Annotated in this window: 23 protein-coding genes and 1 tRNA gene; 16 read left to right on the top strand and 8 right to left on the bottom strand. The window is 66.3% G+C overall.

The window, feature by feature from the left end; all coding sequences use genetic code 11:
• The first annotated feature begins 122 nt into the window (after positions 1 to 122).
• The 4 genes from AB0366_RS15565 (at position 123) to AB0366_RS15550 (ending at position 3,729) form a co-directional block, all read left to right on the top strand.
• Positions 123 to 1,055 carry a DNA-3-methyladenine glycosylase 2 family protein gene (locus AB0366_RS15565; protein WP_366244705.1) on the top strand — a complete coding sequence of 311 codons (933 nt, stop codon included), beginning with the start codon at positions 123 to 125 and terminating at the stop codon, positions 1,053 to 1,055.
• A gap of 186 nt (positions 1,056 to 1,241) precedes the next feature.
• Positions 1,242 to 2,441, top strand: coding sequence for a multidrug effflux MFS transporter (locus tag AB0366_RS15560; protein WP_366244947.1), 1,200 nt, complete (start codon positions 1,242 to 1,244; stop codon positions 2,439 to 2,441).
• 10 nt (positions 2,442 to 2,451) lie between these two features.
• Positions 2,452 to 2,928, top strand: coding sequence for a DUF309 domain-containing protein (locus AB0366_RS15555; protein WP_366244704.1), 477 nt, complete (start codon positions 2,452 to 2,454; stop codon positions 2,926 to 2,928).
• Positions 2,929 to 3,033: 105 nt separating this feature from the next.
• The gene (locus tag AB0366_RS15550) at positions 3,034 to 3,729 is read left to right on the top strand and encodes a hypothetical protein (RefSeq protein ID WP_366244703.1); all 696 of its coding nucleotides are present in this window, start codon (positions 3,034 to 3,036) and stop codon (positions 3,727 to 3,729) included.
• Here the strand turns inward: AB0366_RS15550 and AB0366_RS15545 are convergent.
• Positions 3,707 to 4,471 (bottom strand): deoxyribonuclease IV, encoded by a 765-nt coding sequence (locus AB0366_RS15545; RefSeq protein ID WP_094677403.1) that lies wholly within the window; start codon positions 4,469 to 4,471, stop codon positions 3,707 to 3,709. The genes AB0366_RS15550 and AB0366_RS15545 overlap by 23 nt on opposite strands.
• 75 nt (positions 4,472 to 4,546) lie before the next feature.
• Here AB0366_RS15545 and AB0366_RS15540 point away from each other — a divergent pair, with 75 nt between their 5' ends.
• The 5 genes from AB0366_RS15540 (at position 4,547) to AB0366_RS15520 (ending at position 12,249) form a co-directional block, all read left to right on the top strand.
• Entirely contained in the window at positions 4,547 to 5,281 is a 735-nt protein-coding gene (locus AB0366_RS15540; protein ID WP_121871417.1) for an ABC transporter ATP-binding protein, read from the top strand.
• Between the two features lie 53 nt (positions 5,282 to 5,334).
• Positions 5,335 to 7,857 carry an FtsX-like permease family protein gene (locus AB0366_RS15535; protein WP_366244946.1) on the top strand — a complete coding sequence of 841 codons (2,523 nt, stop codon included), beginning with the start codon at positions 5,335 to 5,337 and terminating at the stop codon, positions 7,855 to 7,857.
• A gap of 184 nt (positions 7,858 to 8,041) precedes the next feature.
• Positions 8,042 to 10,600: an alpha/beta fold hydrolase gene (locus tag AB0366_RS15530; RefSeq protein WP_366244702.1), complete on the top strand. Its 2,559-nt coding sequence runs from the start codon at positions 8,042 to 8,044 to the stop codon at positions 10,598 to 10,600.
• A gap of 99 nt (positions 10,601 to 10,699) precedes the next feature.
• Positions 10,700 to 11,614 carry an alpha/beta fold hydrolase gene (locus AB0366_RS15525; RefSeq protein ID WP_121871420.1) on the top strand — a complete coding sequence of 305 codons (915 nt, stop codon included), beginning with the start codon at positions 10,700 to 10,702 and terminating at the stop codon, positions 11,612 to 11,614.
• A complete protein-coding gene (locus tag AB0366_RS15520; RefSeq protein ID WP_128645735.1) occupies positions 11,611 to 12,249 on the top strand; it encodes an LON peptidase substrate-binding domain-containing protein in 639 nt (212 codons plus the stop codon). Before AB0366_RS15525 ends, AB0366_RS15520 begins: the two co-directional genes overlap by 4 nt.
• A 69-nt stretch (positions 12,250 to 12,318) precedes the next feature.
• Here the strand turns inward: AB0366_RS15520 and AB0366_RS15515 are convergent.
• Positions 12,319 to 12,392, bottom strand: a tRNA-Met gene (locus AB0366_RS15515).
• A gap of 79 nt (positions 12,393 to 12,471) precedes the next feature.
• On the opposite strand from AB0366_RS15515, the gene AB0366_RS15510 reads away from it, so the two are divergent.
• Positions 12,472 to 13,251: an enoyl-CoA hydratase-related protein gene (locus AB0366_RS15510; protein WP_366244701.1), complete on the top strand. Its 780-nt coding sequence runs from the start codon at positions 12,472 to 12,474 to the stop codon at positions 13,249 to 13,251.
• On the opposite strand, the gene AB0366_RS15505 is transcribed toward AB0366_RS15510, so the two are convergent.
• On the bottom strand, positions 13,234 to 13,851 hold the full coding sequence (locus AB0366_RS15505; protein WP_366244700.1) for a DUF998 domain-containing protein: 618 nt from the start codon (positions 13,849 to 13,851) through the stop codon (positions 13,234 to 13,236). The two genes, AB0366_RS15510 and AB0366_RS15505, sit on opposite strands and share 18 nt — an antisense overlap.
• Before the next feature lie 68 nt (positions 13,852 to 13,919).
• On the opposite strand from AB0366_RS15505, the gene AB0366_RS15500 reads away from it, so the two are divergent.
• On the top strand, positions 13,920 to 14,483 hold the full coding sequence (locus tag AB0366_RS15500) for a TetR/AcrR family transcriptional regulator (protein ID WP_366244699.1): 564 nt from the start codon (positions 13,920 to 13,922) through the stop codon (positions 14,481 to 14,483).
• Entirely contained in the window at positions 14,480 to 15,835 is a 1,356-nt protein-coding gene (locus AB0366_RS15495) for an AarF/UbiB family protein (RefSeq protein WP_366244698.1), read from the top strand. Before AB0366_RS15500 ends, AB0366_RS15495 begins: the two co-directional genes overlap by 4 nt.
• 20 nt (positions 15,836 to 15,855) lie before the next feature.
• Here AB0366_RS15495 and AB0366_RS15490 read toward each other — a convergent pair whose 3' ends face one another.
• Positions 15,856 to 16,833, bottom strand: coding sequence for an NADPH:quinone oxidoreductase family protein (locus AB0366_RS15490; RefSeq protein ID WP_366244697.1), 978 nt, complete (start codon positions 16,831 to 16,833; stop codon positions 15,856 to 15,858).
• Positions 16,834 to 16,939: 106 nt separating this feature from the next.
• Here AB0366_RS15490 and AB0366_RS15485 point away from each other — a divergent pair, with 106 nt between their 5' ends.
• Both AB0366_RS15485 and AB0366_RS15480 read left to right on the top strand, forming a co-directional pair.
• Positions 16,940 to 17,626, top strand: a complete 687-nt coding sequence (locus AB0366_RS15485) for a dienelactone hydrolase family protein (RefSeq protein ID WP_366244696.1) — start codon at positions 16,940 to 16,942, stop codon at positions 17,624 to 17,626.
• The gene (locus AB0366_RS15480; RefSeq protein WP_366244695.1) at positions 17,613 to 18,521 is read left to right on the top strand and encodes an amidohydrolase family protein; all 909 of its coding nucleotides are present in this window, start codon (positions 17,613 to 17,615) and stop codon (positions 18,519 to 18,521) included. The genes AB0366_RS15485 and AB0366_RS15480 overlap by 14 nt, the downstream gene beginning before the upstream one ends.
• On the opposite strand, the gene AB0366_RS15475 is transcribed toward AB0366_RS15480, so the two are convergent.
• On the bottom strand, positions 18,518 to 19,375 hold the full coding sequence (locus AB0366_RS15475) for a patatin-like phospholipase family protein (RefSeq protein ID WP_121871444.1): 858 nt from the start codon (positions 19,373 to 19,375) through the stop codon (positions 18,518 to 18,520). The genes AB0366_RS15480 and AB0366_RS15475 overlap by 4 nt on opposite strands.
• 29 nt (positions 19,376 to 19,404) lie before the next feature.
• Complete coding sequence (locus AB0366_RS15470) at positions 19,405 to 20,259, bottom strand: lysophospholipase (RefSeq protein ID WP_366244694.1); 855 nt, start codon at positions 20,257 to 20,259, stop codon at positions 19,405 to 19,407.
• 168 nt (positions 20,260 to 20,427) lie between these two features.
• Between AB0366_RS15470 and AB0366_RS15465 the strand changes: the two genes are divergently transcribed.
• A complete protein-coding gene (locus AB0366_RS15465) occupies positions 20,428 to 21,612 on the top strand; it encodes an alkane 1-monooxygenase (protein ID WP_366244693.1) in 1,185 nt (394 codons plus the stop codon).
• A 7-nt stretch (positions 21,613 to 21,619) separates the two neighbouring features.
• Here the strand turns inward: AB0366_RS15465 and AB0366_RS15460 are convergent, their stop codons facing one another.
• Positions 21,620 to 22,822: an ATP-binding protein gene (locus AB0366_RS15460; protein WP_366244692.1), complete on the bottom strand. Its 1,203-nt coding sequence runs from the start codon at positions 22,820 to 22,822 to the stop codon at positions 21,620 to 21,622.
• A gap of 227 nt (positions 22,823 to 23,049) precedes the next feature.
• On the opposite strand from AB0366_RS15460, the gene AB0366_RS15455 reads away from it, so the two are divergent.
• Positions 23,050 to 23,526: a 2-isopropylmalate synthase gene (locus AB0366_RS15455; RefSeq protein WP_366244691.1), complete on the top strand. Its 477-nt coding sequence runs from the start codon at positions 23,050 to 23,052 to the stop codon at positions 23,524 to 23,526.
• A gap of 140 nt (positions 23,527 to 23,666) precedes the next feature.
• On the opposite strand, the gene AB0366_RS15450 is transcribed toward AB0366_RS15455, so the two are convergent.
• The gene (locus AB0366_RS15450; RefSeq protein WP_366244689.1) at positions 23,667 to 24,203 is read right to left on the bottom strand and encodes a hypothetical protein; all 537 of its coding nucleotides are present in this window, start codon (positions 24,201 to 24,203) and stop codon (positions 23,667 to 23,669) included.
• Between the last annotated feature and the right edge of the window lie 25 nt (positions 24,204 to 24,228).

Below are 24,228 nucleotides of genomic sequence, written 5' to 3'. Positions count from 1 at the left end.
GTAATCCTGCGCTGGGCGGGGCACTATGTATCTTGCCGTCGGTACTGCAATCGTGTCGATCGACGCCCTGCCGAGGACTCACTCGGTCCGCCTGGCCACGACCCTTCGGAGGTGACCGACCGATGCCCGACGATTCCGGTTCCGAAGGAGTGGTCCGACTCGTCACCTCCGAGCAGCGAATCGACGTTCGGATGTCGGTGGCTCCACTGCGCCGGGGCCGCGGCGATCCCACCTACGAGTCGACGCCGGACGGCGGGATCTGGCGCACGTCGCGGATGAGCTCTGGCCCGGTGACATACCGACTGACGCAGGTGTCGCCGACGAGCGCGCAGGTTCGAGTCTGGGGCCCCGGCGCACCCGAACTGCTGGACGCGGCACCCGACCTGCTGGGCCGCGGTGACGATGCCTCCTCGTTCGCTCCCGAGCACCCGATTCTCCAGGAGGCCCATCGGCAGCTGCCGCACCTGCGGCTGGGTAGAACCGGGCTGGTGCTCGAGGCCCTGATCCCGGCGATCATCGAGCAACGCGTACACGGAATTTCGGCCTTCGGATCGTGGCGCTACCTGGTGAGCAAGTTCGGCGAGAAGGCGCCGGGTCCGACGCCGAAGCCGATGTTCGTCTTCCCGACACCCGACGTGTGGCGGCGCATCCCGTCGTGGGAGTACCACCGCGCCAACGTCGATCCGGCCCGGTCCAAGACCATCGTCCGCGCCGCCTGCGCGGCCGGGCGCCTGGAGGAGGCGTCGGGAATGACACCCGAGGACGCGCAGCGCAGGCTGCGGGCAATACCGGGCGTCGGCATCTGGACGGCGGCCGAGACCGCGCAACGCGCCCTCGGGGATCCCGACGCATTGTCGGTGGGCGACTACCACCTGGCGTCGGTCGTGGGCTGGTCGCTGCTGGGTAGGTCGATCGACGACGCCGAGATGGTCGAGTATCTGCAGCCCCTGGCCCCGCATCGGCATCGCGCGATTCGGCTGCTGTACCTGAGTGGCAAGGCCACCAAGCCCAAGTTCGGTCCTCGTACCGCTTTGGTCGATCACACGTGGCACTGAGTTCGACCGTGCTGTCCGACGCCGTGGCGTAGAACACGAAAGTTGTAGTCAGCAACCGGGAACAGAACGAGTGCCCCGGTTGCTGAACTTCGGGTGGCCCAAGCACCGAACACGTCAGCAGCCGAGACAGCCGTACCCCAAGCACCGACAACGAGCGCGTCCCCCGAGCCGACATCGAAGGAACGCCTGCGGGTGATCCTGGTGCTCGGCGCACTCATCGCGCTCGGCCCCCTGACCATCGACATGTATCTGCCTGCTCTTCCGGCCATCGCCGACGACCTGAACACCCCGTCGTCGGCGGTGCAGCTCACCCTCGCAGGCACGTTGATCGGACTCGCCCTCGGCCAACTCGTCATCGGGCCGCTCTCGGACATCGTCGGCCGGCGACTACCGCTCATCGTCGGCACCGGAGTGCACATCCTGGCGTCCGTCGCGTGCATCGTGGCTCCCAACATTGCCGTTCTCGGTGGCCTACGCGTCGTGCAGGGTCTCGGCGCTGCCGCTGCTGCCGTGGTCGCGATGGCCATCGTGCGAGACCTGTTCAGCGGACGCGCGGCCGCAACCGTGCTGTCCCGGCTGATGCTCGTCATGGGCGTCGCACCGGTACTGGCTCCCTCGCTCGGCGGCGCCGTGCTGCTGGTCGGATCGTGGCGTCTCGTCTTCGCCGCGCTGGCGATCATGGGTGTCGCCCTGATGACACTGGCGATCGTGTCGCTACGCGAGACGCTGCCGCCGGAGCGTCGTCGTGCGAGCGGGGTCATGCCGGTGCTGCGCACCTACCGCTCTCTGCTGCGCGACGCCCAGTTCGTGGTGCTCGTTCTCGTCGCCGCACTCGCAATGTCCTCGTTGTTCGCGTACATCGCCGGGTCGTCGTTCGTGCTGCAGGAGGAGTTCGGCCTCGACGAGCAGCAGTTCGCGATCGTCTTCGCTGCCGGCGCGATCTCGCTCATCGGGGCTTCCCAGCTCAACGTCCTCCTGCTCGGACGCTTCGCTCCGGTGCAGATCGTGTTGGCTGCACTGTCGTTCGCCGTGTTCGCGGGTGGCGTCATGGCCGTGCTGGCGATCGCCGAGATCGGCGGGATGGCCGGCTTCGTGGTTCCGCTGTGGTTCGTGCTCGGTGCCGTCGGATTCGTGATGCCCAACGCGCCTGCTCTCGCGCTGTCCAGACACGGTGAGGCCGCAGGAGGTGCCGCTGCCCTCCTCGGAGCAGCTCAGTTCGGCCTCGGTGCCATCGTCGCGCCGATCGTCGGCGCACTCGGAAACGACGCGGTTGCCGTGTCCACCACGATGGTCGTGACCTCTGCCGCCGCACTGGCAGCGCTGGGTGTCATCACCGCGCGCTCGTCTTCGAAGGCTGTGAGCTCGGTGCGGTCCACCACACACTAGGGTTTCGGCCATGGCCGAACGCGAACGTGATGCGCACGGTAAACCCCTCAACGCCAGGCCTCGTGACGGTCTCGGGCGGCCCCTCGCGCGCGGCGGCGACGGAACACCACGGGTGCCCGACGACCTTCGGCTTCCGCCCACCGCTGCCCTCGTCGAAGCGCAGAGATTCCTCGACGCGAACATGCCCTTCCATGCGCACGAGGTACTGGAAGGCACGTGGAAGAGCTGCTCGCCCGACGAGCGTCCGTTGTGGCAGGGCCTCGCCCAACTCGCCGTCGGGTTGACCCATCTGATGCGCGGCAACCGCGTCGGTGCCGGTTCGCTGCTCCGGCAAGGACACGATCGGCTCATCGGCTTCGAGTGCAACCCGCCGCATCATCTCGACGTCACCGGCCTGCTGACCTGGTCGGAGGGCCTGCTCGGCGAGCTCGAGACCGGGACGTTGCCGGTCGCTCCCGGAATTCCGGCGCTGCGCACCACCGACTGAACCGATCCCGACGGGGGCGTCCTGGCATCCGATTCCGGCTCGAGCTAACCTGGGCAAGGTTAGGTAAGGCTAGGACAATCCGCATCGGAAGTGGGGTTCGTCGGCGTGACCGTGTTCGCACCGCTGAGACTCGTGCACCGCGAGACGATCAGCCCGGCCCAGCTCGGACGCACTCTCTGCACCGAGGTAGCCGAACAGGTTCCGTACTGGGTCGCCGTCCTGACCCCGGCGGAGCGACCGTTGCTCACCGAACAGTCCACCAAATTCGAGCAGACGTCGATGACGTTCGCGTTGCCCGACGGCCGACACCGCCGCCGCGTTCTGCTGCTCGCGGCCCTGGGCTCGGCCGTGTCCACGTGGCAGAGAAACAACCGTCGCGGCTCCTCGGCCGGCGTGCTGGTTGACCTCGATCTCGAGAACACCGGTGCAGTTCACCCGGTCCGGCTCCCTGCGCTCCACACCGACACTCTCACCGTCCCCTCGCACCGCGAGCACCTCGTCGCCGAGGTCTCGAGGCGACTGGGCTCGGTACCGAACGGCGGCCGCGATTATGCACTGACCCGCAACTATCCCGCGCTGGCCTCGCGCGCCGGAGCACAGATCATCGTGCGTGAGGATGGACGGGCGGAGACAAGCCGCGATCACGCCATCGACATCGGGATCACCACGACGGGTGCAGGTACCACGCAGGCGCGCATCACCTGGGCTGCGAATCTGCACGGCATCGACGAACTGATCCGACTGTGGTCGGCGGCCGTGCACGACCTCGCTCTCACCACTACAGGCTCTTCAGCAGCCTGACGTCGTCTTCGATCCCCTCGGGCGGAGTCTCGAGGATCACCGGCGCGTCGGCCGCCAGTGCGACGGCCGTCAGAATCTCGGCGTCGATCGTTCCGGTGCCGAGATTTGCGTGCCGGTCTCGCGCCGAGTCGAACTCGTCGCGCGAATTGTTCAGATGCACCAGATCGATTCGCCCGGTGATCGCCTTGATTCGGTCGACCACGTCGACCAGATCCTCGCCCCCGGCCCAAGCATGACAGGTGTCCAGGCAGAATCCGGCACCGAATTCACCGATCGCGTCCCACAACCGGGCGATGTCGTCGAAGTGGCGCGCCATCGCGGAGTCTCCGCCCGCGGTGTTCTCGACGAAAATCGGCACGGCGAAGCCGCCCTGCTCCGCTTGGCGCTCGAACAGCTTGCGCCAGTTGTCGATTCCCTTGGCAGTGTCCTCACCCTCACGGACGTGACCGCCGTGGACGACCAGCCCGATGGCCCCGATCTCGGCCGCAGCAGCAGCCTGCTCGACGACGGCCTTGCGCGAAGGAATGCGGATCCGATTGTTCAAGCTCGCGACGTTGAGGACGTAGGACGAGTGCACCACCACGTCGACATCGCCGGTCAGCAACGCCTCGCCCTGAGGGTGCGGGGTGAGCTTGTTCCACTTCTGCGGATCGGTGAGGAACATCTGGACGAGGTCGACGCCGAGCGCCTCGGCCGTACCGAGAGGGTCGCTGCTGTCGCGGACGTGGGCTCCGATGCGCATGACGCCCATCATAGGGGTGGTGTTCAGGGTCTCCCCTGATAGCGACCGGCGCGGAACGCTGCAACACTGGCACCCATGAGCGACATCGCCGCACGTGCGGTCAACGTATCGAAGGTCTACGGATCAGGGGACACCCAGGTCCACGCACTGTCCGGGGTGAGCGTCGAATTCGCTCGCGGAGAATTCACCGCCATCATGGGCCCGTCGGGTTCGGGCAAGTCCACGCTCATGCACTGCCTGGCCGGCCTGGACAATGCCTCCTCGGGAACGGTGACCATCGGCGACACCGAGTTGACGGCACTATCCGACAAGGAGATGACCGGATTACGCAGGGACCGAATCGGATTCGTGTTCCAGGCCTTCAATCTGGTGCCGACGCTCACCGCGCTGGAGAACATCACACTGCCTCTCGACATAGCCGGCCGCACACCGGACCAGGGATGGCTCGACACCGTGGTCGATCGACTCGGCCTGCGTGACCGCCTCGATCACCGCCCCAGCGAGCTCTCGGGCGGACAGCAGCAGCGAGTGGCGTGCGCCCGCGCACTGGCAGGCAGGCCGGACATCGTGTTCGGCGACGAGCCCACCGGCAACCTGGACTCCCGCTCGTCCGGCGAGGTGCTGTCGATTCTGCGCACTGCCGCAGACGAATTCGATCAGACCGTCGTCATCGTCACGCACGATCCACGCGCGGCCAGCTACGCCGACCGCGTCGTGTTCCTCGCCGACGGTGCCGTCATCGACCAGCTGAACTCTCCCACGGCCGACGCCGTACTCGAGCGGATGAAGAAGCTGGAGACGGTCCGATAATGGCGCACTCCGTTTCCAGCAAACCTCCTCGACAAAAGCCGTCGGGCAATCCCATGCGCAAGGTGTCGTTGAGAAACCTTGCTGCACACAAGGTTCGGCTGGCACTGACCGTGCTTTCCGTCGTACTCGGCACGGCATTCGTCGCGGGTTCGTTCGTGTTCACCGACACCCTCCAGCGCACCTTCTCCTCGCTGTTCGCCGATACCGCGCAGGGCGCGGACGTTCGGGTGAGCCCCGAGGACGCGCGTTCCTCCGGCGTGCCGAACGAGGACATCGCGGCGATCTCGGCGTTACCGAACGTGCGCGCCGTGTCGCCCTACGTCGGCGGGCAGTTGGTGCTGCTGGGGTCGGACGGTGCCGCCGTACAGTCCGGCGGCGCACCGACCATCGGTGAGTCGTACCTCCCCGACGACCAACGACTCGGCGATCCGACCACCTTCGTCGACGGTTCGGCTCCCACCGCTCCCGGTCAGGTCACGATCAACGCCGGTGGCGCCGAGCGCGCCGGACTGAAGGTGGGCGACGCCACCCAGGTCCTCGTGCCGTCCAAGGGCATCACCGACGTCACGATCAGCGGAATCTATTCCACAGCAACCGAATCCGGTGGCTACATCGGAATCCAGTTCGTCCAGAGCCAGGCGAACGAGCTGTTCACCGACGGTGCCCACGTGCAGTACATCGACGTCGCGGGCAACGATCTCGCCGCGCAAGGGTTGACTCAGAGCGATCTTCGCGACGAGATCGCCGCGGCGTTCCCCGATCTGAAGGTCCAGACCGCCGCGGACGTACAGGCCGAGACTCAGGCGGAGGTCGAGTCGGCACTGTCGTTCATCAACTACTTCCTGCTCGCCTTCGGTGGGATCGCTCTGCTGGTCGGCACCTTCATCATCTACAACACGTTCTCGATGATCGTCGCGCAACGCGTCCGCGAACTGGCACTGCTGCGCGCCATCGGAGCCAGCCGCGGGCAGGTCAGCCGATCGGTCGTCCTCGAAGCTCTCGTCGTAGGCGTCATCGGCAGCGTGCTCGGCTTCGTCGGCGGAGTAGGGCTTGCCTACGGGCTACGGGCACTGCTCAACGCGTTCGACCTGGGCCTACCGTCGGGACCGCTGGCGCTCGAGCCGCGCACGGTTGCCGTCGCCTTCGCCGTCGGCATCGTCGTCACCGTGCTGAGCGCGTACGCACCGGCCCGGCGAGCGGCCAAGATTCCGCCCGTCGCCGCGATGCGCGAGGAGTTCGCCTCTGCGGGCGACACCCTGCGCACCCGGACGTTCGTGGGCGTCGGCCTGGGAGTCGCAGGCGCGGCCGCACTGATCATCGGCGCGCAGTCGACCGGCGGGGCGGCCGCTGCCACGGTCGGCGCGGGAGCTGTCGCGCTGATCGTCGCCACCGCACTGGCCGCACCGTCGCTGTCACGGCCGGTGGTCGGCGCGCTGGGTGCAGTCATCACCCGCCCGTTCGGAGCGATCGGACGCTTGGCCAGGACCAACTCGGTTCGCAACCCGCGACGCACCGCGGCCACCGCCTTCGCCCTGATGCTCGGCCTCATGCTCGTCACCGTCATCGGCGTGCTCGGATCCACCGCCAAGGCCAGCGTCGACTCACTCGTCGACACCGGTGTCGAGGCCGACTACATCCTCTCCGGTCCGCAGTCGATCGGCGTTCCGACCGGAGCCACGACGGCTGCACAGCAGGTGACCGGCGTGGACCGCACAGCGGTGCTGCACCCGGTGTTCGTCACCATCGCCGGTCAGGAGGAGTACGGCGCCGCCATCGACGGCTCGCCCGAGGGACTGCTCGAGCTGTCGATGGTCCAGGGCACTGCAGACCTGGACAGCGACGGATTCTCGGTGTCGGAAACCGAAGCGGCCGCACGCGGATGGACGGTCGGAACCGAGGTCACCTTCGACACCGTGGACGGGGCGTCGGTCCCCGTGACCGTCACCGGCGTGTTCACCGACAATCCGCTCATCGGGAATTGGATCGTCTCGGGCGACATCTACCAGGAGGTGACGCCGTCCATCACCCGGTCCGACATCCTGGTTCTGGTCAAGGCCACGCCCGGTACCGACCTGGACACGCTGCGAACCGACCTCGAAGCCGCGACCAAGCCCTTCGTCGTCGTCCAGGTTCAGGACGTGGAGGAGTTCAAGGGTAGCCAGGGTCAACAGATCGACACCCTGCTCGCCGTGCTGTACGGATTGCTGGCATTGGCCGTCGTCATCGCCGTGCTCGGCATCGTCAACACGCTGGCCCTGTCGGTGGTGGAGAGGCGTCGGGAGATCGGCATGCTGCGCGCGATAGGCATGCAGCGGCCACAGGTCCGTCGCATCATCTATCTCGAGTCGCTGCTCATCGCACTGTTCGGCGCGATCGTGGGCGTCGTCCTCGGCATCGCGTTCGGGTGGGGCTTCGTGCAGACTCTGCGCGACGAGGGCCTGGGCACCATGACCGTGCCGTGGGGCCAGGTGGTGTCGATGCTGCTCGGATCGGCCGTCGTCGGTGTGTTGGCGGCGCTGTGGCCCGCGGTGCGAGCCGCGCGCACGAAGCCGCTGGAGGCCATCGCGGACCTGTAAGGACAAGCCCGAAAACCGACCGGACATTCCGCAACGTCACCCGATTGTTGCGGAATGTCCGGTTTTCCGCTTGCGTAAAAAGGTCATGCGCGTCTACCTTTGAGTCGGTAAAACAGTCTTCGAGCCGGTTTGTGGGTTGCAAACCGACTCCGTCATCACGGGTCGGGCTCGTGCAAGGAGAATCATGTCGATTCAGGACATCGATGCGCCGACCCGTCTTCCACTGGCCCCGCTGTGCCGGCCCGAACGTCGCGACACCCTGATGGCCCGCTACCGCGAGGTGGCTCACGCCCTGCCCCACGCCGTCGCGCTCGACGTCGACGGCACCTCGCTGACCTTCGACGAACTCCTCCACCGCGCCTATTCTCTGGCCCGCAAGATCGCCACCCTCTTTCCCGCCGATTCTCGGCCGCTCGCCGTGGACACCGACGCGACGACGAATTCGATCGTGCTGATGCTGGCCGTCGTCGCCGCAGGCCATCCCCTGGTGCCGCTCGACCCCATGCTTCCCGCCGAGCGCCGCGCCACGATCATCGACCAAGCAGCTGCGACGGCGATCGACTCCGCCACCGTCGCCGCCGCCGTGGACTCCTGTGTTCCGCTGCCGACGCTGTCGGGCGATCACACCGCGGTGATCAACTACACCTCGGGATCCACCGGCACGGCCAAGGGCGTGATCCTCAGCCACCGCATGTGTCTGACGAAGGCATACGAGGTTGCCAACGCGTTGGCACTGAGCCCTCACGACCGCGTCGGAAATTCGCTACCGGTCAGCTTCGGTGCCGGCTTGAACACGTTGTTCGCGGGATTGCTCAGCGGTGCCGCCGTGCACTGCCGCGACCCCAGGTCGGGTGTCCCCAGCAGCACCGTCGAGTGGGCAGCCGCGCATTCCCTGACCACGCTGCACTGCTCGTCGTCGCTGCTGCGCGCAGTCTCCGCGGCCGATCACGGGCCTACAGGTCGCAGCGGCGTACCTACGCTGCGGGTCGTCATCACATACGGGGAAGCCCTGCACTCCGACGATGCGGACGGCTTTCGGCGTCGATTCGACAGCCGCGCCACGGTGGTCAACTGGTACGCGACCACCGAAGCCGGTGCCGTCGCCTACGGCGAATATCCGCTCGAACGAGCGCTGCCCTCGGGCTTTCTCCCCGCAGGAAGACCCATTGCAGGCAAGCTCGTCGAAGTGGTCACCTCCGACGGGTCGCCGTGCGCACCCGACGTGATCGGCGAGGTACGGGTGACGTCGAACTGCTTGGCCGACGGCTACCTCGGCGGTGCCGGTCTGGACTCCCAGCGATTCGCCGCGCTCGGCGACGGTCTGTTCCGCTACCGCACCGGCGATCTGGGCCGACTCGACGAACACGGGACGCTGCACCTGGCCGGACGCATCGACGACGCCGTCAAGGTGCGCGGATACCTGGTGGAGCCGGCCGAGGTCGAGGCGGCGCTGCGCGCCATGCCGGAGATCGGCGACGCAGCGGTGATCGGCAGAACCTCCGGCACCGATACCGACCTGGTCGCTTACGTGTGTTCGGCCCGTTCCGGGCGACGACCGTCGGTGGCCGAGATCAGAGCGTCGCTGCGCCGGACGCTGCCGGAATGGATGGTGCCCACCCACATCGTCGCGCTCGACGCGATGCCACGGAACGAGCGCGGCAAGCTCGACCGAAGTGCATTGCCCGAGCCCGCTGATCGACGCGTCGAGCGCACTGCGGTCGGCCCGACCGAGTACATCGTGGCCGAGGCCGCACGCACCGCGATCGGGCTGGACACCATCGGCCGGGACGAGGACTTCCTGGCGCTGGGCGGCAATTCGCTGACCACAACGGCAATGCTGGCTCACCTTCGCGAGAGCCTGAAGATCGATCTGACGCCGGAGGACGTGTTCGCGGCGACCACTGTTCGAGCACTGGCCGTGACTGTCGATGCTCGCCTCGAGGACGCGGCAACTGCACGTCGGCGCACAACCGGCGAACACGATGTGCTCGTGCCGCTGCGCACCGAGGGCAGCAAGGCACCGATCTTCCTGATCGGCGGTGCAGGCGTCGGAGCGATGGCATTCCTCAATCTGGTCAAACACATCGACGAGGACCGCCCGGTGTATGCGCTGCAGGCACACGGCCGCGGCAAGCGCGGACGCCCGGACCGCACGATTCGGCGGACCGCGAAGCGCTACGTCGACGCTGTTCGCACGGTCCAGCCCGAGGGCCCGTTCCATCTGGTCGGCCACTCGCTCGGCGGCTGGATTGCCATCGCGATGGCGGAAGAGATCCGAGACTCCGGCCTCGGCTCCCCGCACCTGCTCCTTCTCGACACACGGCTGTTCCGGCATCTGCTGGACAAGTTGCCCGGCGGTACCGAGGTTCCGGCTGCTCCCCCTGCTCGGACGCGAGAAGAAGCGGGCTTCCACCTCGGCCGCATCGGCACCGCCGCCCTCTGGGTACGAATGCAGTTCGCCGGGTTGCTGCGCTACCCGACGACGATGGAATGGTTGGTCTTCGCGAGCATCGGGTACGTGGCGTTGAACAAGCACGTGCCGACACCGTGGTCGGGTTCGATGACCGTGGTTCGCACAGCAGAGAACGTGAAAGATCTCAGGTCGTGGCAGACGGTCGGCCGTGGTGAGCTGAGTTTCGTCGACATCTCGGGAGATCACATCGACATGTTGCGCGAACCGATGGCCGAGCACTTGGCCGAGACGATCGCGACCACCTTCGACGATGCGGGGCTCGCGCGCTGACCGAGGGTCTGTCGCAGTGTCGGCTCAGCTTGTACGTTTGTGCCAGCGGCTCGCCGAGCCACGCGACGATCCGGGAATCACACGACGAGGAGGTCGACCATGAGTTCATCGTACGAATTGCAGTCGGTAGAACTACACAAGGACGTCCTGCGATACGTGGACATGGGCGACGGCCCGCCCGTGATTCTGGTGCACGGCCTGCTCGGATCGCATCAGTCCTGGGGCACGCAGATAGAACGTCTGTCGCACAAGTATCGGGTCATCGCACCCGACCTGTTCGGCCACGGTGAATCCGACAAGCCGACCGGCGACTACTCGCTGAGTTCGCACTCGGCCACCATTCGCGATCTCATGGATCACCTGAACATCGACTCCGCCCCGATGGTCGGTCACTCGCTCGGCGGCGGCATCGTCATGCAGCTGACGTATCTCTTCCCCGAGCGGGTAGATCGCCTGGCGCTGGTCAGCAGCGGCGGCCTCGGCCCCGAAGTGAGCCTGCTCCTCAAGGCCGCGACGCTGCCCGGCAGCGAGCTGGTGCTCCCACTGCTCGCATCGGACTGGTTCCGCAGGAACACCGAGAGTGCGCTGGCGCAGTTGGGCAAATGGGGTCTGCCGGTGAAGCCGGGCCCCAGCATGGCCGAGACCTGGCGGTCGTTCCGGTCGGTGGCAGACCGCTCCACCCGCGGCGCGTTTCTGGCGTCGACGCGGGCAGTGGTGGGCCCGCGTGGTCAGACCGTCAGCGCGAAGCAACATTTCGAGAAGTTCGAGTCGATTCCGTCGCTGCTCGTCTGGGGCGGCAAGGACCGGATGATTCCCGCCAAGCACGCCGACAACATTCGACGCGAGGTTCCGAACAGTCGCGTCGAGATCTTTCCCGACGCCGGGCACTTTCCCCAGCTCGACGAGCCGGACTTCTTCTTCCGACTGCTCGACGAATTCCTGGACTCCAACCGGACCGAGAAGAGCGCGCCTGCGGCGATCACCCCGGCGGCTGTTCCGTTGCAGCACCCGTGAGCGTGACTCCGATGTTCCCGCTCGGCAGCGTGCTGCTTCCCGGCGAACGCCTTCCACTGCACATCTTCGAGCCGAGGTACCAAGCTCTGGTGCACGACTGCCTGAAGCAGGACGATCCGAGCTTCGGCGTGGTACTCATCGCGCGTGGGCACGAGGCCGGCGGCGGCGACGTTCGCCACGATGTGGCCACCACCGCACACATCATCGGCCACGAGTCCATCGGTGACGGCCGATATCTACTCGAATGCGTCGGCGGCGAACGGATCAGGATCGACGCCTGGCTGCCGGACGATCCGTACCCGCTGGCCGACGTTCGAGCGTGGCCGGACGAAGACACCGACTCGGTGATCGCCGACACCGAATTCGACGCCACCTGGGCGCGGGTCGAGGATCTCTACGAGCTGATCGGTCGACTCGAATCGACGGAAACCGTTGCCACACCGGGCGTTCCGGACTTCCTGGGCCTGCCGATCTCGGCCGCCGAGAAGATCTGGTCGCTGACAGCTCTGATTCCGATGGGTCAGTCCGATCGACTCGACATCCTGGCTGCGCCGGACGCCAGAGCACGCATGACCGCTCTGAACGACGCCATCGAGAATGTCACCGCCGTCGTGCAATTCAGACTGCAGCCCTGATAACCGAACACATCTGCAACACAGACGAGTCAGGCCCGACATCATCGATGTCGGGCCTGACTCGTGTAGTAGCGGGGACAGGATTTGAACCTGCGACCTCTGGGTTATGAGCCCAGCGAGCTACCGAGCTGCTCCACCCCGCGTCGGGTATTCACCACGCTACATGCCAGTTCGGCAGTCTCCCAATCGCCAGGTCAGCCGCACGCTCTACGGTTCCGAAGTATGCCCACCGCACTTTCTCCCGTCCTGACCTTTCCGCACGACGCCGTCGCGCAGATCACGCTGAGCAACCCGCCGGTCAATGCGCTGACCCGTCCGGCGACGCGGCGACTGCGCGCCGTCCTTCTCGAGCTGGCCGAAAGTGCCGCGGTTCGGGCGATCGTTCTCACCGGCGACCGGGTGTTCAGTGCCGGCTCGGACATATCCGAGATGCCCGAGATGCAGGACGGCGGTGACGTGCTCGCCCGCAAGAGCAATCTCGAGAACGCCACCCTCGAGTTGCTCGACGATCTGCCGCTGCCCACGGTGGCGGCAATCGACGGATTCGCGTTGGGCGGCGGCCTCGAGCTGGCGCTGTGCTGCGACCTCGTCGTCGCCGACGAAGGGGCTCGACTCGGACTCCCGGAAATCGACCTCGGGGTTATCCCCAGCAGTGGCGGGTCCATGCGTGCGTTGCGGCGGGTGGGTCAGGCACGCGCCGCCGAACTGGTGCTGCTCGGCGAGCCCGTCTCGGCCGAGACTGCTCTTCAGTGGGGCCTGATCAATCGGGTCGCTCCGCGCGGACAGTCGTTGTCGGTGGCACTGGGCTTGGCGCACGCGCTGGCTCGCAAGTCCCGCACGGCCGTGCATGCGAACAAGCGTGCCCTCGCGCTCACGTTCGGCGAGTCCCCCGGCCTACCGGCACGACGGGCATTGCCGGTGTTCGAGGAGGCGTTCGAGTCGGCGGACGGCCGGGAAGGCGTGCGCGCCTTTCTGGCCAAGGAGTCACCGGAGTTCGGCTGAGCGACGCTTCGCGAGAATCGTTGCACCGGTGACGATCTCCCATCCGATGATGGTGTAGACCGAGATGCGTTCGAATGTTCCGCCGCCGAGGATTCCGGTGTCGGCGAGAAACAGGGCCAGCCCCACCAGGCCGGCCACTCCTGCAGTCGCACTGCCCACGGTGTACCAACGCGGCGCGCCGACGCGGCCGCCGTATCGGCCTGCGGCCAGCAGCACCAGATTGCCGCCGACGATCGCCATACCCGCACCCACCGCATGAGGCGTCGAGGCTCCGTCGACCGAGGCGTGAGCGAGCCCGACGACGATGCTGCCGACACCGTGAACGACGGAGGTACCGGCCACGATCCACCGCGCGCGGCCGTCGAAGAGCACCGACAGTCCCAGCCCCGCCAGGACGAACAACGTGCCGTCGACGATGAAGCCGGTGTTCATCACCGCGTGCAGCGGTGAGATGTCCGGGATTCCGAGGTCGCTGATGTTGTTGCGGGCGTAGCTGTACGGCCGGTCCGTCCACCCGAGCGCGGCGACGGCCTCGGCGGCCAGATAGGTCACCCCGCCGACGAGAAAGGCTCCAGCTGCCAGGACGGTAGTTCTCTTCACAGCTGCATGACCCATCTCGGCTCGACCCCGATACACCCGGCGTGTACCGATTGGTACAGTACCGGCTCATGAGCGATCGCCACGACGTGGTGCCGGTACTCGCAGGGGTGTTCCGCGACCACGGATTCGACGGGTCGACCCTCGCGGTCATCAGCAAACAGACCGGCCTGGGGAAAGGCAGCCTCTACCACTACTTTCCGCGGGGCAAGCAGGAGATGGCCGAGGCCGTCCTCGACGACGTCGAGCAGTGGTTCCACCACAATGTGTTCGAGCCGTTGCGACACGGCACCGATGCCGCGTCGACCACCCACGAGATGTTCGAGCAGACCGCTCGATACTTCCGGTCCAACCGTCTGGTGTGCCTGTTCGGAGCCTTCACGCTCGGTCTCGAACGTGCGGCCTTCTCGGGCCGCGTCGCAGCGCATTTCACCCACTGGATCGACGCACTCACTCCGGTACTGCGCCGTCTGGGTCACGGCGAATCCGCAGCCGAACTGGCCGAGGAGATCGTGGCCGGAATTCAGGGCGCGTTGGTGCTCTCACGTGCCTCCGGCGATGCAACGCGGTTCGATCGACTGTTGGCGCGCCTGGAAGCCTCGGCTGCGCGCGTGCCTGCGGGGGTGCACGCATGACACCGAAGCCCCTGACGCCCAAGCCGGCACCCGAGCTGAAGACTTTCGGGGTACGAGAACTGCTGCGGCTCATCGTCATCGGGTCGGTGTTGGCGTACTTCCAATTCGTCGCAATCGGCCGTTGGGTTCGCGCGCCACGACGCGGGTGGCCGCTGCACGCCTCGGAGGCCGTCGTCGACGCCTTCTTCGTTCTCGGTCCCACCTTCGTCAAGGTCGGCCAGTTGATGGGGTCCTCACCAGGGCTGTTTCCCAAGGTCCTCGCCGACACCTGCCTGCGCTGCCTCGACGAGGTGCCACCGTTCCCCGGGTCGCAGGCGCGAGCGGTGATCGAGGCCGATCTGGGCCGCGGAATCGACGACCTGTTCTCCTCGTTCGACGACGTGCCGCTCTCGTCCGCCTCGGTCGCTCAGGTGCATCTGTGCGTGCGCCGCGACAACGGCCGTGAAGTGGTCATGAAGGTGCAGCGGCGAGGCATCTACCACCGCATGAAGATCGACCTGCGTATCGCGTACCTCATCGCTCGCGGACTCGAGAAGTTCATTCCGTTCTTCGCCACGGCCAACGCGTCGGCGATCATCGTCGACCTGCACGCTGCCACCTTCGCCGAACTCGACAGCGCCGTGGAAGCCAAGCGTCAGGACAGCTTTCGCGCGGCCATCGGCACGTTCGGCGACAACGCCCACGTCACCGCGCCCGAGGTGTTTCTCGACTACTGCGGCGGGCGCGTCATCTGTATGGAGCGCATGCACGGCTCCCCACTCGACCGCTACGAGCCGGGTGAGCAGTCCGAGCTGATCGTCCGCCGCGCCGCCAAGGTCTGGATGGAAGCGCTTGTGCTGCACGGCCTCTTCCACGGCGACGTGCATGCGGGCAACGTGTGGGTCCTCGACGACGGCAGGGTCGCGTTCCTCGACTTCGGAGTGATGGGCGAGGTGGACGAGCAGTGGCGCGCGCTGCTGCTCGATCTGTTCCACGCCACCGTGATCGACGGCGACTTCACCCGACTCGCTGGCACGGTCAAGCGTCTGGGAATCGTTGCCCCGCAGATGGGCTCGGACGCCGAGGTCGGCGCGATCCTACAGTCGGTGTTCGCTCCGATGCTCTCGGCAACCCTCGCGCACTTCAGCCTGGCGGACTTCATTCGAGCGCTGGTGGGCATGGGCAAGCAGTACAAGACGTCGAGCCCGGAGGAATTGATCCTGGTGGCCAAGCAGCTCGGCTACTTCGAGCGATACGCCATCGAGCTCGCACCGAACTGGGCGCTCGGGACCGATCCGTTCGTGTTCAAGAACGTCTTCCCAGCCGAGATCGCAGCCCTGGCCGAGGCGAGAGGCGTCGAGCTGCCGGAGTGAACCGGCAGCTCGACCGCAACTCAGCGCGTGAAGTCGAGCACCACTTTGCCTGCGGCAGTACGGTTCTCCAGTGAGGCAATGGCGGTGGCAGCGTCGGCGGCCGGGAACACCGACGGCTCCGGTGCGCTGAGCGATCCGTCGGCGAGGAGCGGTTCGATCTCGGCCCACTGGGTGGCGAGGTAGCCCGGGCGCGTCATCCACCACGCACCCCAGCCGACGCCGACGACGTCGACGTTGTTGAGCAGCAATCGGTTGACCTTGACCGTCGGAATCTCGCCACCGGTGAAGCCCAGCACCAGGATTCGGCCCGACGGCGCGAGCGAGCGGATGCTGTCGGTGAACCGGTCACCGCCCACCGGATCGACGACGACGTCGACGCCACGGCCGCCGGTCAGTTCCTTCACCGCGTCCTTCCACCCGTCGACGAGCACCACGTCGGTGGCTCCGGCGGAACGGGCGATGTCGGCCTTGGCCTCCGAGCTCACCACGGCGATGACGCGAGATGCGCCGAGTACCGGAGCCATTCGCAGCGCGGAGGTTCCGATACCCCCTGCTGCGCCGTGCACCAGGACAGTCTCGCCCGGTGCCAGACGACCGCGTTCCCGGAGGGCGAAGTGCACCGTCAGGTCGTTGAACAACAACCCTGCCCCTGCGGAGAGGGACACCGACTCGGGCAACGCGAACACCGTGTCCGGGGATACGACGGCGACCTCGGCCATTCCGTCGCTCAGTCCGGTGAGAGCGGCTACTCGATCACCTGCGGAGAAGCCGGACTCCGGCGGTGCCGACCGAACGATGCCGGCGATCTCGCTACCGGGGACGAACGGTAACTCGGGCTTGTACTGGTAGAGCCCGCGGGTGAGCAATGCGTCGGGAAAGGCGACGCCCGCGGCATGGACCTCGATGACCACCGACCCGTCGCGGGCAGCAGGCTCGTCGACGTCCACGACGGTCACCGAATCGGGTCCGTCGAGGGTGGAGATCTGTACCGCGCGCATGAGTTGTCCTCTCGGTCGGGATCGTTCCCTGCACGCCACCGTACAAAACTGCGGAACTCACCGTGGTTACCGGCATCCGGTACTGGTGATGTGCTCCAATCGAAGGATGGACACCACTCCCCTCACCGTCGTCCGTCCCGACGGTGACGCCCGCGGCGGCGTCATCGTCATCCAGGAGGCCTTCGGGGTCACCGATCACATCGTCGACGTCTGCAATCGCCTCGCAGCCGCAGGGTGGGTTGCGGTCGCACCGCACCTGTTCCACCGGCAGGACGGCGTCACCGTGCTCGACTACTCGGACATGGATTCGGCCATGGCGGCCATCGGGAAACTCGCTGCGGACGAGGTGGACTCCGACGTGGACGCCGCGGCAAGCGCACTCGCCGAGCTGGGATTCGAGCCCTCGTCCATCGCGATCGTCGGCTTCTGCATGGGCGGCACTGTCGCGTTCCAGACCGCTGTTCGACGCCCCCTCGGAGCGGCTGCGACGTTCTACGGTGGCGGAATCACAAAGAGCCGCTTCGGTTATCCCGCGATGGCCTCGATTGGCGACGCCCTCCGGACGCCATGGCACGGCTTCTTCGGAGACCTGGACGAGGGAATCCCGTTCCAGGACGTCGAGACGCTGCGCGAGATCACCGCGACGGCGCCGGTCGACTCCGAGATCACGCGCTACGAGAACGGCAAGCACGGATTCCACTGCGACGACCGGCCTGCCGTGTTCGACGCCGACGCGGCCGCTGATGCCTGGGGCAAGACACTCGAGTGGTTCGACGCCCATGTCGCACTCTGAGCAACCGCGCACCGACGACGAACTCGTCGAGGAGACGGAACGAATCGTCGCCTTCTGGACCGAGCTGTCGCTGCCCGGCCTGTTCGACGTCCACACGCACTTCATGCCGAAGAACGTGATGGACAAGGTATGGAGCTACTTCGACAGTGCAGGTCCGCTGACCGGCAGCGTCTGGCCCATCTCCTATCGGTTCGCCGAAGACGAACGGCTGCAGGTCATTCGGGGATTCGGAGTACGACAGTTCACGTCGATGATCTACCCGCACAAACCGTCGATGGCGGCCTGGCTCAACTCGTGGGGTGCCGACTTCGCGGCGCGAACCCCCGACTGCCTGCAGACCGCCACCTTCTACCCCGAGGACGGGGCCACCGAGTACGTCGAGCAGGCCTTGGCGAACGGTGCCCGAATCTTCAAGTCGCACATCCAGGTCGGCAACTATTCACCGAACGACCCCCTGCTCGACGGCGTCTGGAGCGCGATCTCGGACGCCGAGGTACCCGTGGTGATTCACTGCGGTTCCGGCCCGGCACCCGGCACTCACACCGGACCGGGGCCGATTGCCGAGCTGCTGCAACGGTTCCCGAAGCTTCCACTGATCATCGCGCACATGGGCATGCCCGAGTATGTCGAGTTCCTCGAACTGGCCGATCGCTACGAGAACGTTCGACTGGACACCACGATGGCGTTCACCGACTTCTCCGAGGCCGGTGCACCGTTCCCGAAGCACGAGCGACCGCGACTGCTCGACCTGCAGGATCGCATTCTGTTCGGCAGCGACTTCCCCAACATCCCGTACCCGTATCTGCACGCCCTGCAGGCAGTGAGCCGACTCGATCTGGGCGATCACTGGGTTCGCGCCGTCTGTTGGGGGAACGGCGCTGCACTGTTCGGCTAGGGGGTTCTCTGGACCCAGAACTCGGCGATGCGTTCCGCGATGGCATTGCCCTGTGCTCGTCCGGCCACGGCTGCAGCCGATCGGACCGCGATGTCGGTGGCATCGGGGCCGATGGCGGCCGCCGAATCGGCATCGGGGACAATCACTTCCACCTTGGATCCACCGGCGAGCAGCCGCTCTCGTTCGATCTCGAAGGGATCGTCCTCGAGATCGAGCGCGCCGACCTTGAGCACCAGTACCTTCTCGAAACCGACTGCCAGATCGGCATTTTCGCTTGCACGGATACCGCCGTCGACGTACCGATGATCACCGATCGTCACCGGTGGCCACATGCCGGGGATGGCGCAGCTCGCGGCCACCGCGTCGACCAGTTGAACGCCCGAGCCACGGTCGAGAACCCGATGACGGCCGGTCACCGCGTCGACGGTGACGATCCTCAGATCGCGGTTGGGCCACGAGTGCGTCGGCAACCGTCGTCCGACGATGGCGCGACGCTCGCGTTCGGTGATCGTCGATGCCGCCAGCGCCGCGGTGCCGATGCGTCGGCGGGTGTCCAGTGCACTGCCGTCGGAGTTCTGCGCCGCCCGAGCCAACATGGTGACCAGTTCGTCGATGGTCGCCTCGGCGTGCGGCTCGTCGTCCTGCTTCGCCTCGTCCGCTTGGCGGTCGAAGAACTCGGCCAGCGGAACTCCGCTGGAGATCTGAGCTGCCACAGAGGAGCCGGCCGACGTTCCCAGCAGCATCTCGGCGTCGGTGACGTCGGCTCCGGATTCTGCCAATCCCAGTAGGACACCCGTCTGCCACGCAATACCTGCGACTCCGCCGCCGCCCAATACGAGTGCTCGCCTGGTCATGGTCGTACCCCCTTCTTCGAAAAGATCCGTCAGGAACTTACAGCGCCGGTGTGTACACGTGGGCGCAGCCAGTCGACGAGGTCGTCGAGTACGCGCTCCTTCTCCGGTTCGTTGAACACCTCGTGGAACAGCCCGTCGTACGTTTTCAGGGTCAGGTCGTCCGATCCGGCGAGTTCGGCGATGAGTTCGCTGCCCGAGACATCGGCCAATCCGTCCGCAGTCCCGTGCTGGAGCAGCACCGGAATCTTCAGCGACGGCAACCGTGCCGGGAAGGTTTCACCCACGCCGAGCATGGCTGCGGCCAGGCCCGCCGGGACCGTGCCGTGGTAACCCAGCGGATCGGCGACGTAGGCGTCGACCACATCTCGATCGCGCGAGACGAGATCGGGGTCGAGCTTCAGCACGGGAATTGCCGGTAGGAAACGTCCGAGGACCTTGCCCACCGCCACCAGGGCTTTCGGCTGTCCCACGCTCGGTGCCACTGCGGGCCCGGACAGCATCAGACCGTCGAGGTCGCTCTGATGGTCGAGTGCGTACGACAGTGCGATGGCACCGCCCATGCTGTGGCCGAGCAGGAAGGTGCGCTGATTCGGATGCTCGGCGGCTGCGATGCCGAACAGCGTGTGCAGGTCGTCGGTGAAGTCGGACCACTTCTCCAGCGACACTCGTTTGCCACCGGATCGCCCGTGTCCGCGGTGGTCCGGCGCGTAGACGACAAGGCCGAGGGAGCCCAGCCGTTCGATGACGTGCCGGTACCGGCCTGCGTGCTCGGCCAGGCCGTGAGCCAGCACCACGATCCCGGTCGACGTGGTCTCGGGGGTCCAGACGTCGTAGACGATTCGGGTTCCGTGAACTCCGACGAACGCCGACTCGACATGCTTCATCCGGTCACCGTACAAGGGCAGCGGGGCGTCCGACGGCCCATCGGCGAACCCGCACATATTTGCTTGGGTAACTATCCTGGTGGGACCGGCGATGTAGTTGTGACACGCCACTACCGATTTGTCCTCGCACCTCGGGGCACGGCACCGACCAGGAGTGAAGTATCCAGAATGCGTGATGAGTCCGCCACGAGTACGTCGCCGCGGTGGCGCGACCCCAAACGCTACCTCTGGCCGCTGGGATTGATCATTCCCCTGAGCCCGTTCCTGGCCTGGGGGCTGGTATCGCTTCTCGGGCCCGGGGCGTTCTGGACCCTCGGCCTGATGATCATGGGCGTCGCCCTGCCGCTGGTGGACAAATTCGCCGGAGTGGACCGCAGCAATCCCCCGGACGAGGCGATCGCCGCGCTGGAGAACGACAAGTACTACCGCTGGTGCGTCTACCTGTTCCTGCCGCTGCAGTATGCGGGGCTCGTCGCCGCCTGTTATCTGTGGGCGCACGGGCCGTTGGGAGTCCCCGAGCGAATCGGCCTCGCGATCACCGTGGGCATCGTCGGTGGCGTCGGCATCAATGCCGCCCACGAACTCGGCCACAAGCGCGAACTCCGCGAGCGTTGGCTCTCCAAGGTGACGCTGGCGCAGACGCTCTACGGCCACTTCTACGTCGAGCACAATCACGGCCATCACCTGCGCGTGGCGACCCCGGAGGACCCGGCGTCGGCCAAATTCGGCGAGTCGTTCTGGAAGTTTCTGCCGCGCACGATCGTGCACGGTCTGCGCTCGGCCTGGGAGCTGGAGTCCCGACGCCTCGCGCGGCAGGGCATGTCGAGGTGGACCCACAAGAATCACCTGTTCAATGCCGGTGCCATGAGCGTGTTGCTGTTCGGGGCACTGATCGCCGTCTTCGGCACGGTGATCGTGCCGTATCTGTTGATTCAGGCAGCCATCGCCATCGTCCTGTACGAGGCGGCCAACTACCTCGAGCACTACGGACTGCTGCGGCAGAAGCGGTCGAGCGGTCGATACGGCAAGCCGACCCACCGAGACAGTTGGAACAGCGATCACCTCTGGAGCAACCTGTTCCTCTACCACCTGCAACGTCACAGTGATCATCATGCGAATCCGGTGCGGCGCTATCAGGCACTGCGCACCGTCGACGAGTCCCCGCAGCTACCGGCCGGCTACGCGGTGATGATCTTCTGCGCGCTGGTTCCGCCGCTGTGGCGCAAGGTGATGGATCAGCGTCTGATCGACTTCTACGACGGTGACCCGGATCTCGTCAACGTCGATCGCTCCGACCGACGGGCAGTGCGGAAACTCGAGCAGCTGTGCGCCGAGCGAGCCGAGGCACACTAGGCGGCCGTCAGACCGCCGCAGGTTCGTCGGTCTGTGCCCGCAGGTAGCGGCCGAAGTGCGGCACCGTGAAGGCGATGGTGCCGCGCTCGGCCGAGTAGATCAGCCCCTTCTTGATCAGGCCGTCCCGCGCCGGAGACAGTGACGCCGGCTTGCGCCCCAGCTCGGTCGCCACGGCAGAGGTCGGCACCGAGCCGTCGTCCACCGACAGTTCGGCCATCGCGCGCATGTATTCGCGCTCGGCAGGCGTCGCGCGTTCGTAGCGAGAACCGAAGAATCCGACGGCCAATTCCTCTTCTGCCGTCGGCGCGGCGACGCGCACGTCCTCGACAGTGATCGGGGTGTCGGCAGCGAGATCCCAGGTGGCCTTGCCGTACGCCTGCACAAAGTACGGGTAACCGTCGGCGGCCGCGTACAGCGCGTCGAGCGCGTCGGGGGTGAACTCGACGTCCTCGCGATCGGCCGGGGCGATCAGGGCCAGGTCGGCTGCGGCTCGTTCGAGTCGGCCGATCCGGTGATAGCTGAAGAGGCGCTCGGAATAGCTCTTGGACGCCGACAGCACGGCGGGCAGGTGCGGCAGCCCGGCCCCGACGATGATCAGCGGCGCAGTGTCCTGACTGAGCTCGTGACAGGCCGCACACAACGCGGAGATGTCGGCTGGGCCCAGATCCTGCATCTCGTCGATGAAGATGGCGATGCCCACGCCCACGTCGCCTGCCAGTGCGGAGGCGTCGAGCAGTAGTTCCACGAGGTCGATCTCGATGTCACCGGAGTCGGCGCGGCCGGTCTTCGCCGGGACGTCGATGCCGGGTTGCCACCGTTCCCGCATGCCCTTGTCGGCCGTGGAGCGCAGCGCGAAGGCCTTGAGTACGCCGAGGAACTCGTCGACGCGTTCGGGATCTCGATGCGAGGCCGCGATTCCACGGACCGCCATGTGCAGCGCCGACGACAGCGGTCGACGCAGTTCCTGGTCCGGCCGAGCCTCGATCTTGCCGGTGCCCCATCCGCGGGCGATGGCCGCAGATCGGAGTTGGTTGAGCAATACCGTCTTCCCGACGCCTCGCAGCCCGGTGAGAACGACGCTGCGTTCCGGTCGGCCGCGGGTGATGCGTTCGAGCACGACGTCGAAGGCGTCGAGCTGTTTCTTTCGGCCTGCGAGCTCGGGTGGGCGCTGGCCGGCGCCGGGAGCGTAAGGGTTACGCACGGGGTCCATGGGGCCAAAGTTACAACCAATCGTGCGATATCTGCGGACATCTAGCTCGTGTCCTAGATATCTATATTCATTCAATACTTGCGCCGCAGCCCACGTCGCCGCTAGGTTCGAGAGCGTGAAGCGCATTCTCGTAGTACGCCGCCGTAGCGGGGTCTGATTCGGACCGACCCCTCGCTGCGGGTCGTCGTGCTATCTCGGTCCTCCCTCACATTCGGAAGACCGCTGAAATGAATGCACTTGCTTCTTCTTTCGCCACAGATCCCTTCCACGGCCGTTTCGGTTGCGCGCTGCCGCGCACGATGCGCGACGAGATCACCGAGTCCACCTGGCGCACCATGACGTGGACGGCCTTCACCGACCGCTTCTCGCCCACCACCGGCCCTCTTCGGCTCGGATCGTGGACCGGAACGAAGGCGAGCGGCGGAAAGATCGAATTCGACGCCACCTTCGGCATCGGCGATACGATCATCGCCTGTGCCGCAACGACTTACGGGCCGATCGAGGCGTTGACGTCGATGCTCCACGACGCCGGATTCCGCATCGAGATCCTCTCGTTCCACCAGCAGATCATCGGCGACGAGACCGCCACCTTCGTCCTGACCGAGCACGACGGTCGCCGCGAATGGTCGATGTCCATCGAGCCCGACGCAACCCTGTCGGCCGTCCGGGCCATCATCGCCGGAGCGAACATTCTGCATCGGTAGCCCCGACAAACGTCGAGATCGCAGTTATGCAGGTCATAACGCCCTAATTGCCTGCACAACTGCGAATTCGACGTCACCTTCCGAATCGGTAGCGCTTTCTTCGCCTGTCTTGCATGTAGACAAGACAGGCGAAGACTTTGCTAGGGCATCTCGATCGTCTCGGCTCGGTGAATATCGGCCAGCGCGAGGCGCAGGTAGGTCTCGGCGCGACCGCGGCGCACCGCGAGCAGGTCCGCCACCACCAACAGGGCATGGGCGGGCCGCGGTCTCGACCGCGGCTGCTCATCGACGTCCGTAACACCCAGCGCCCCGGTGAGCACCTCGACGAACCCGGCGATGTCCAGATTCGGCAGCCAGTCCGCGCCTCGCACGGTTCGGCCGAGCACCTCCTGGACGTTCTCGCCGGTCAAGCCATCGCTATGTACCTCTTCGAGCAACGTGCGTACCATTTCGGCATGCACGTGACCGGCCTGCGCCGAGTCCGAGCGGCCCAGTAGTTCGACGGCATCGTCGAACGCGATCGGATCCCGCGCTGCCACGGCGGCGAGGGCATCGTTCGTGGCATCGGCGATCTTTCGCACCTCGGCGGGCCATTCGGCAGGCCAGGCGATGGGGACGCGACTCGGGGGAGTCGACGCCGGGGCAGGGGGAATCGACACGGGGGAGGAGTCGGTCATCTTCGCAGTCTCTCATTCACGACCG

This window comes from Rhodococcus sp. NPDC076796 (assembly GCF_040702765.1).
In the GTDB taxonomy this organism is placed as follows: Bacteria; Actinomycetota; Actinomycetes; order Mycobacteriales; family Mycobacteriaceae; genus Rhodococcoides.
This window is presented reverse-complemented; position numbering and strand designations above follow the sequence as displayed.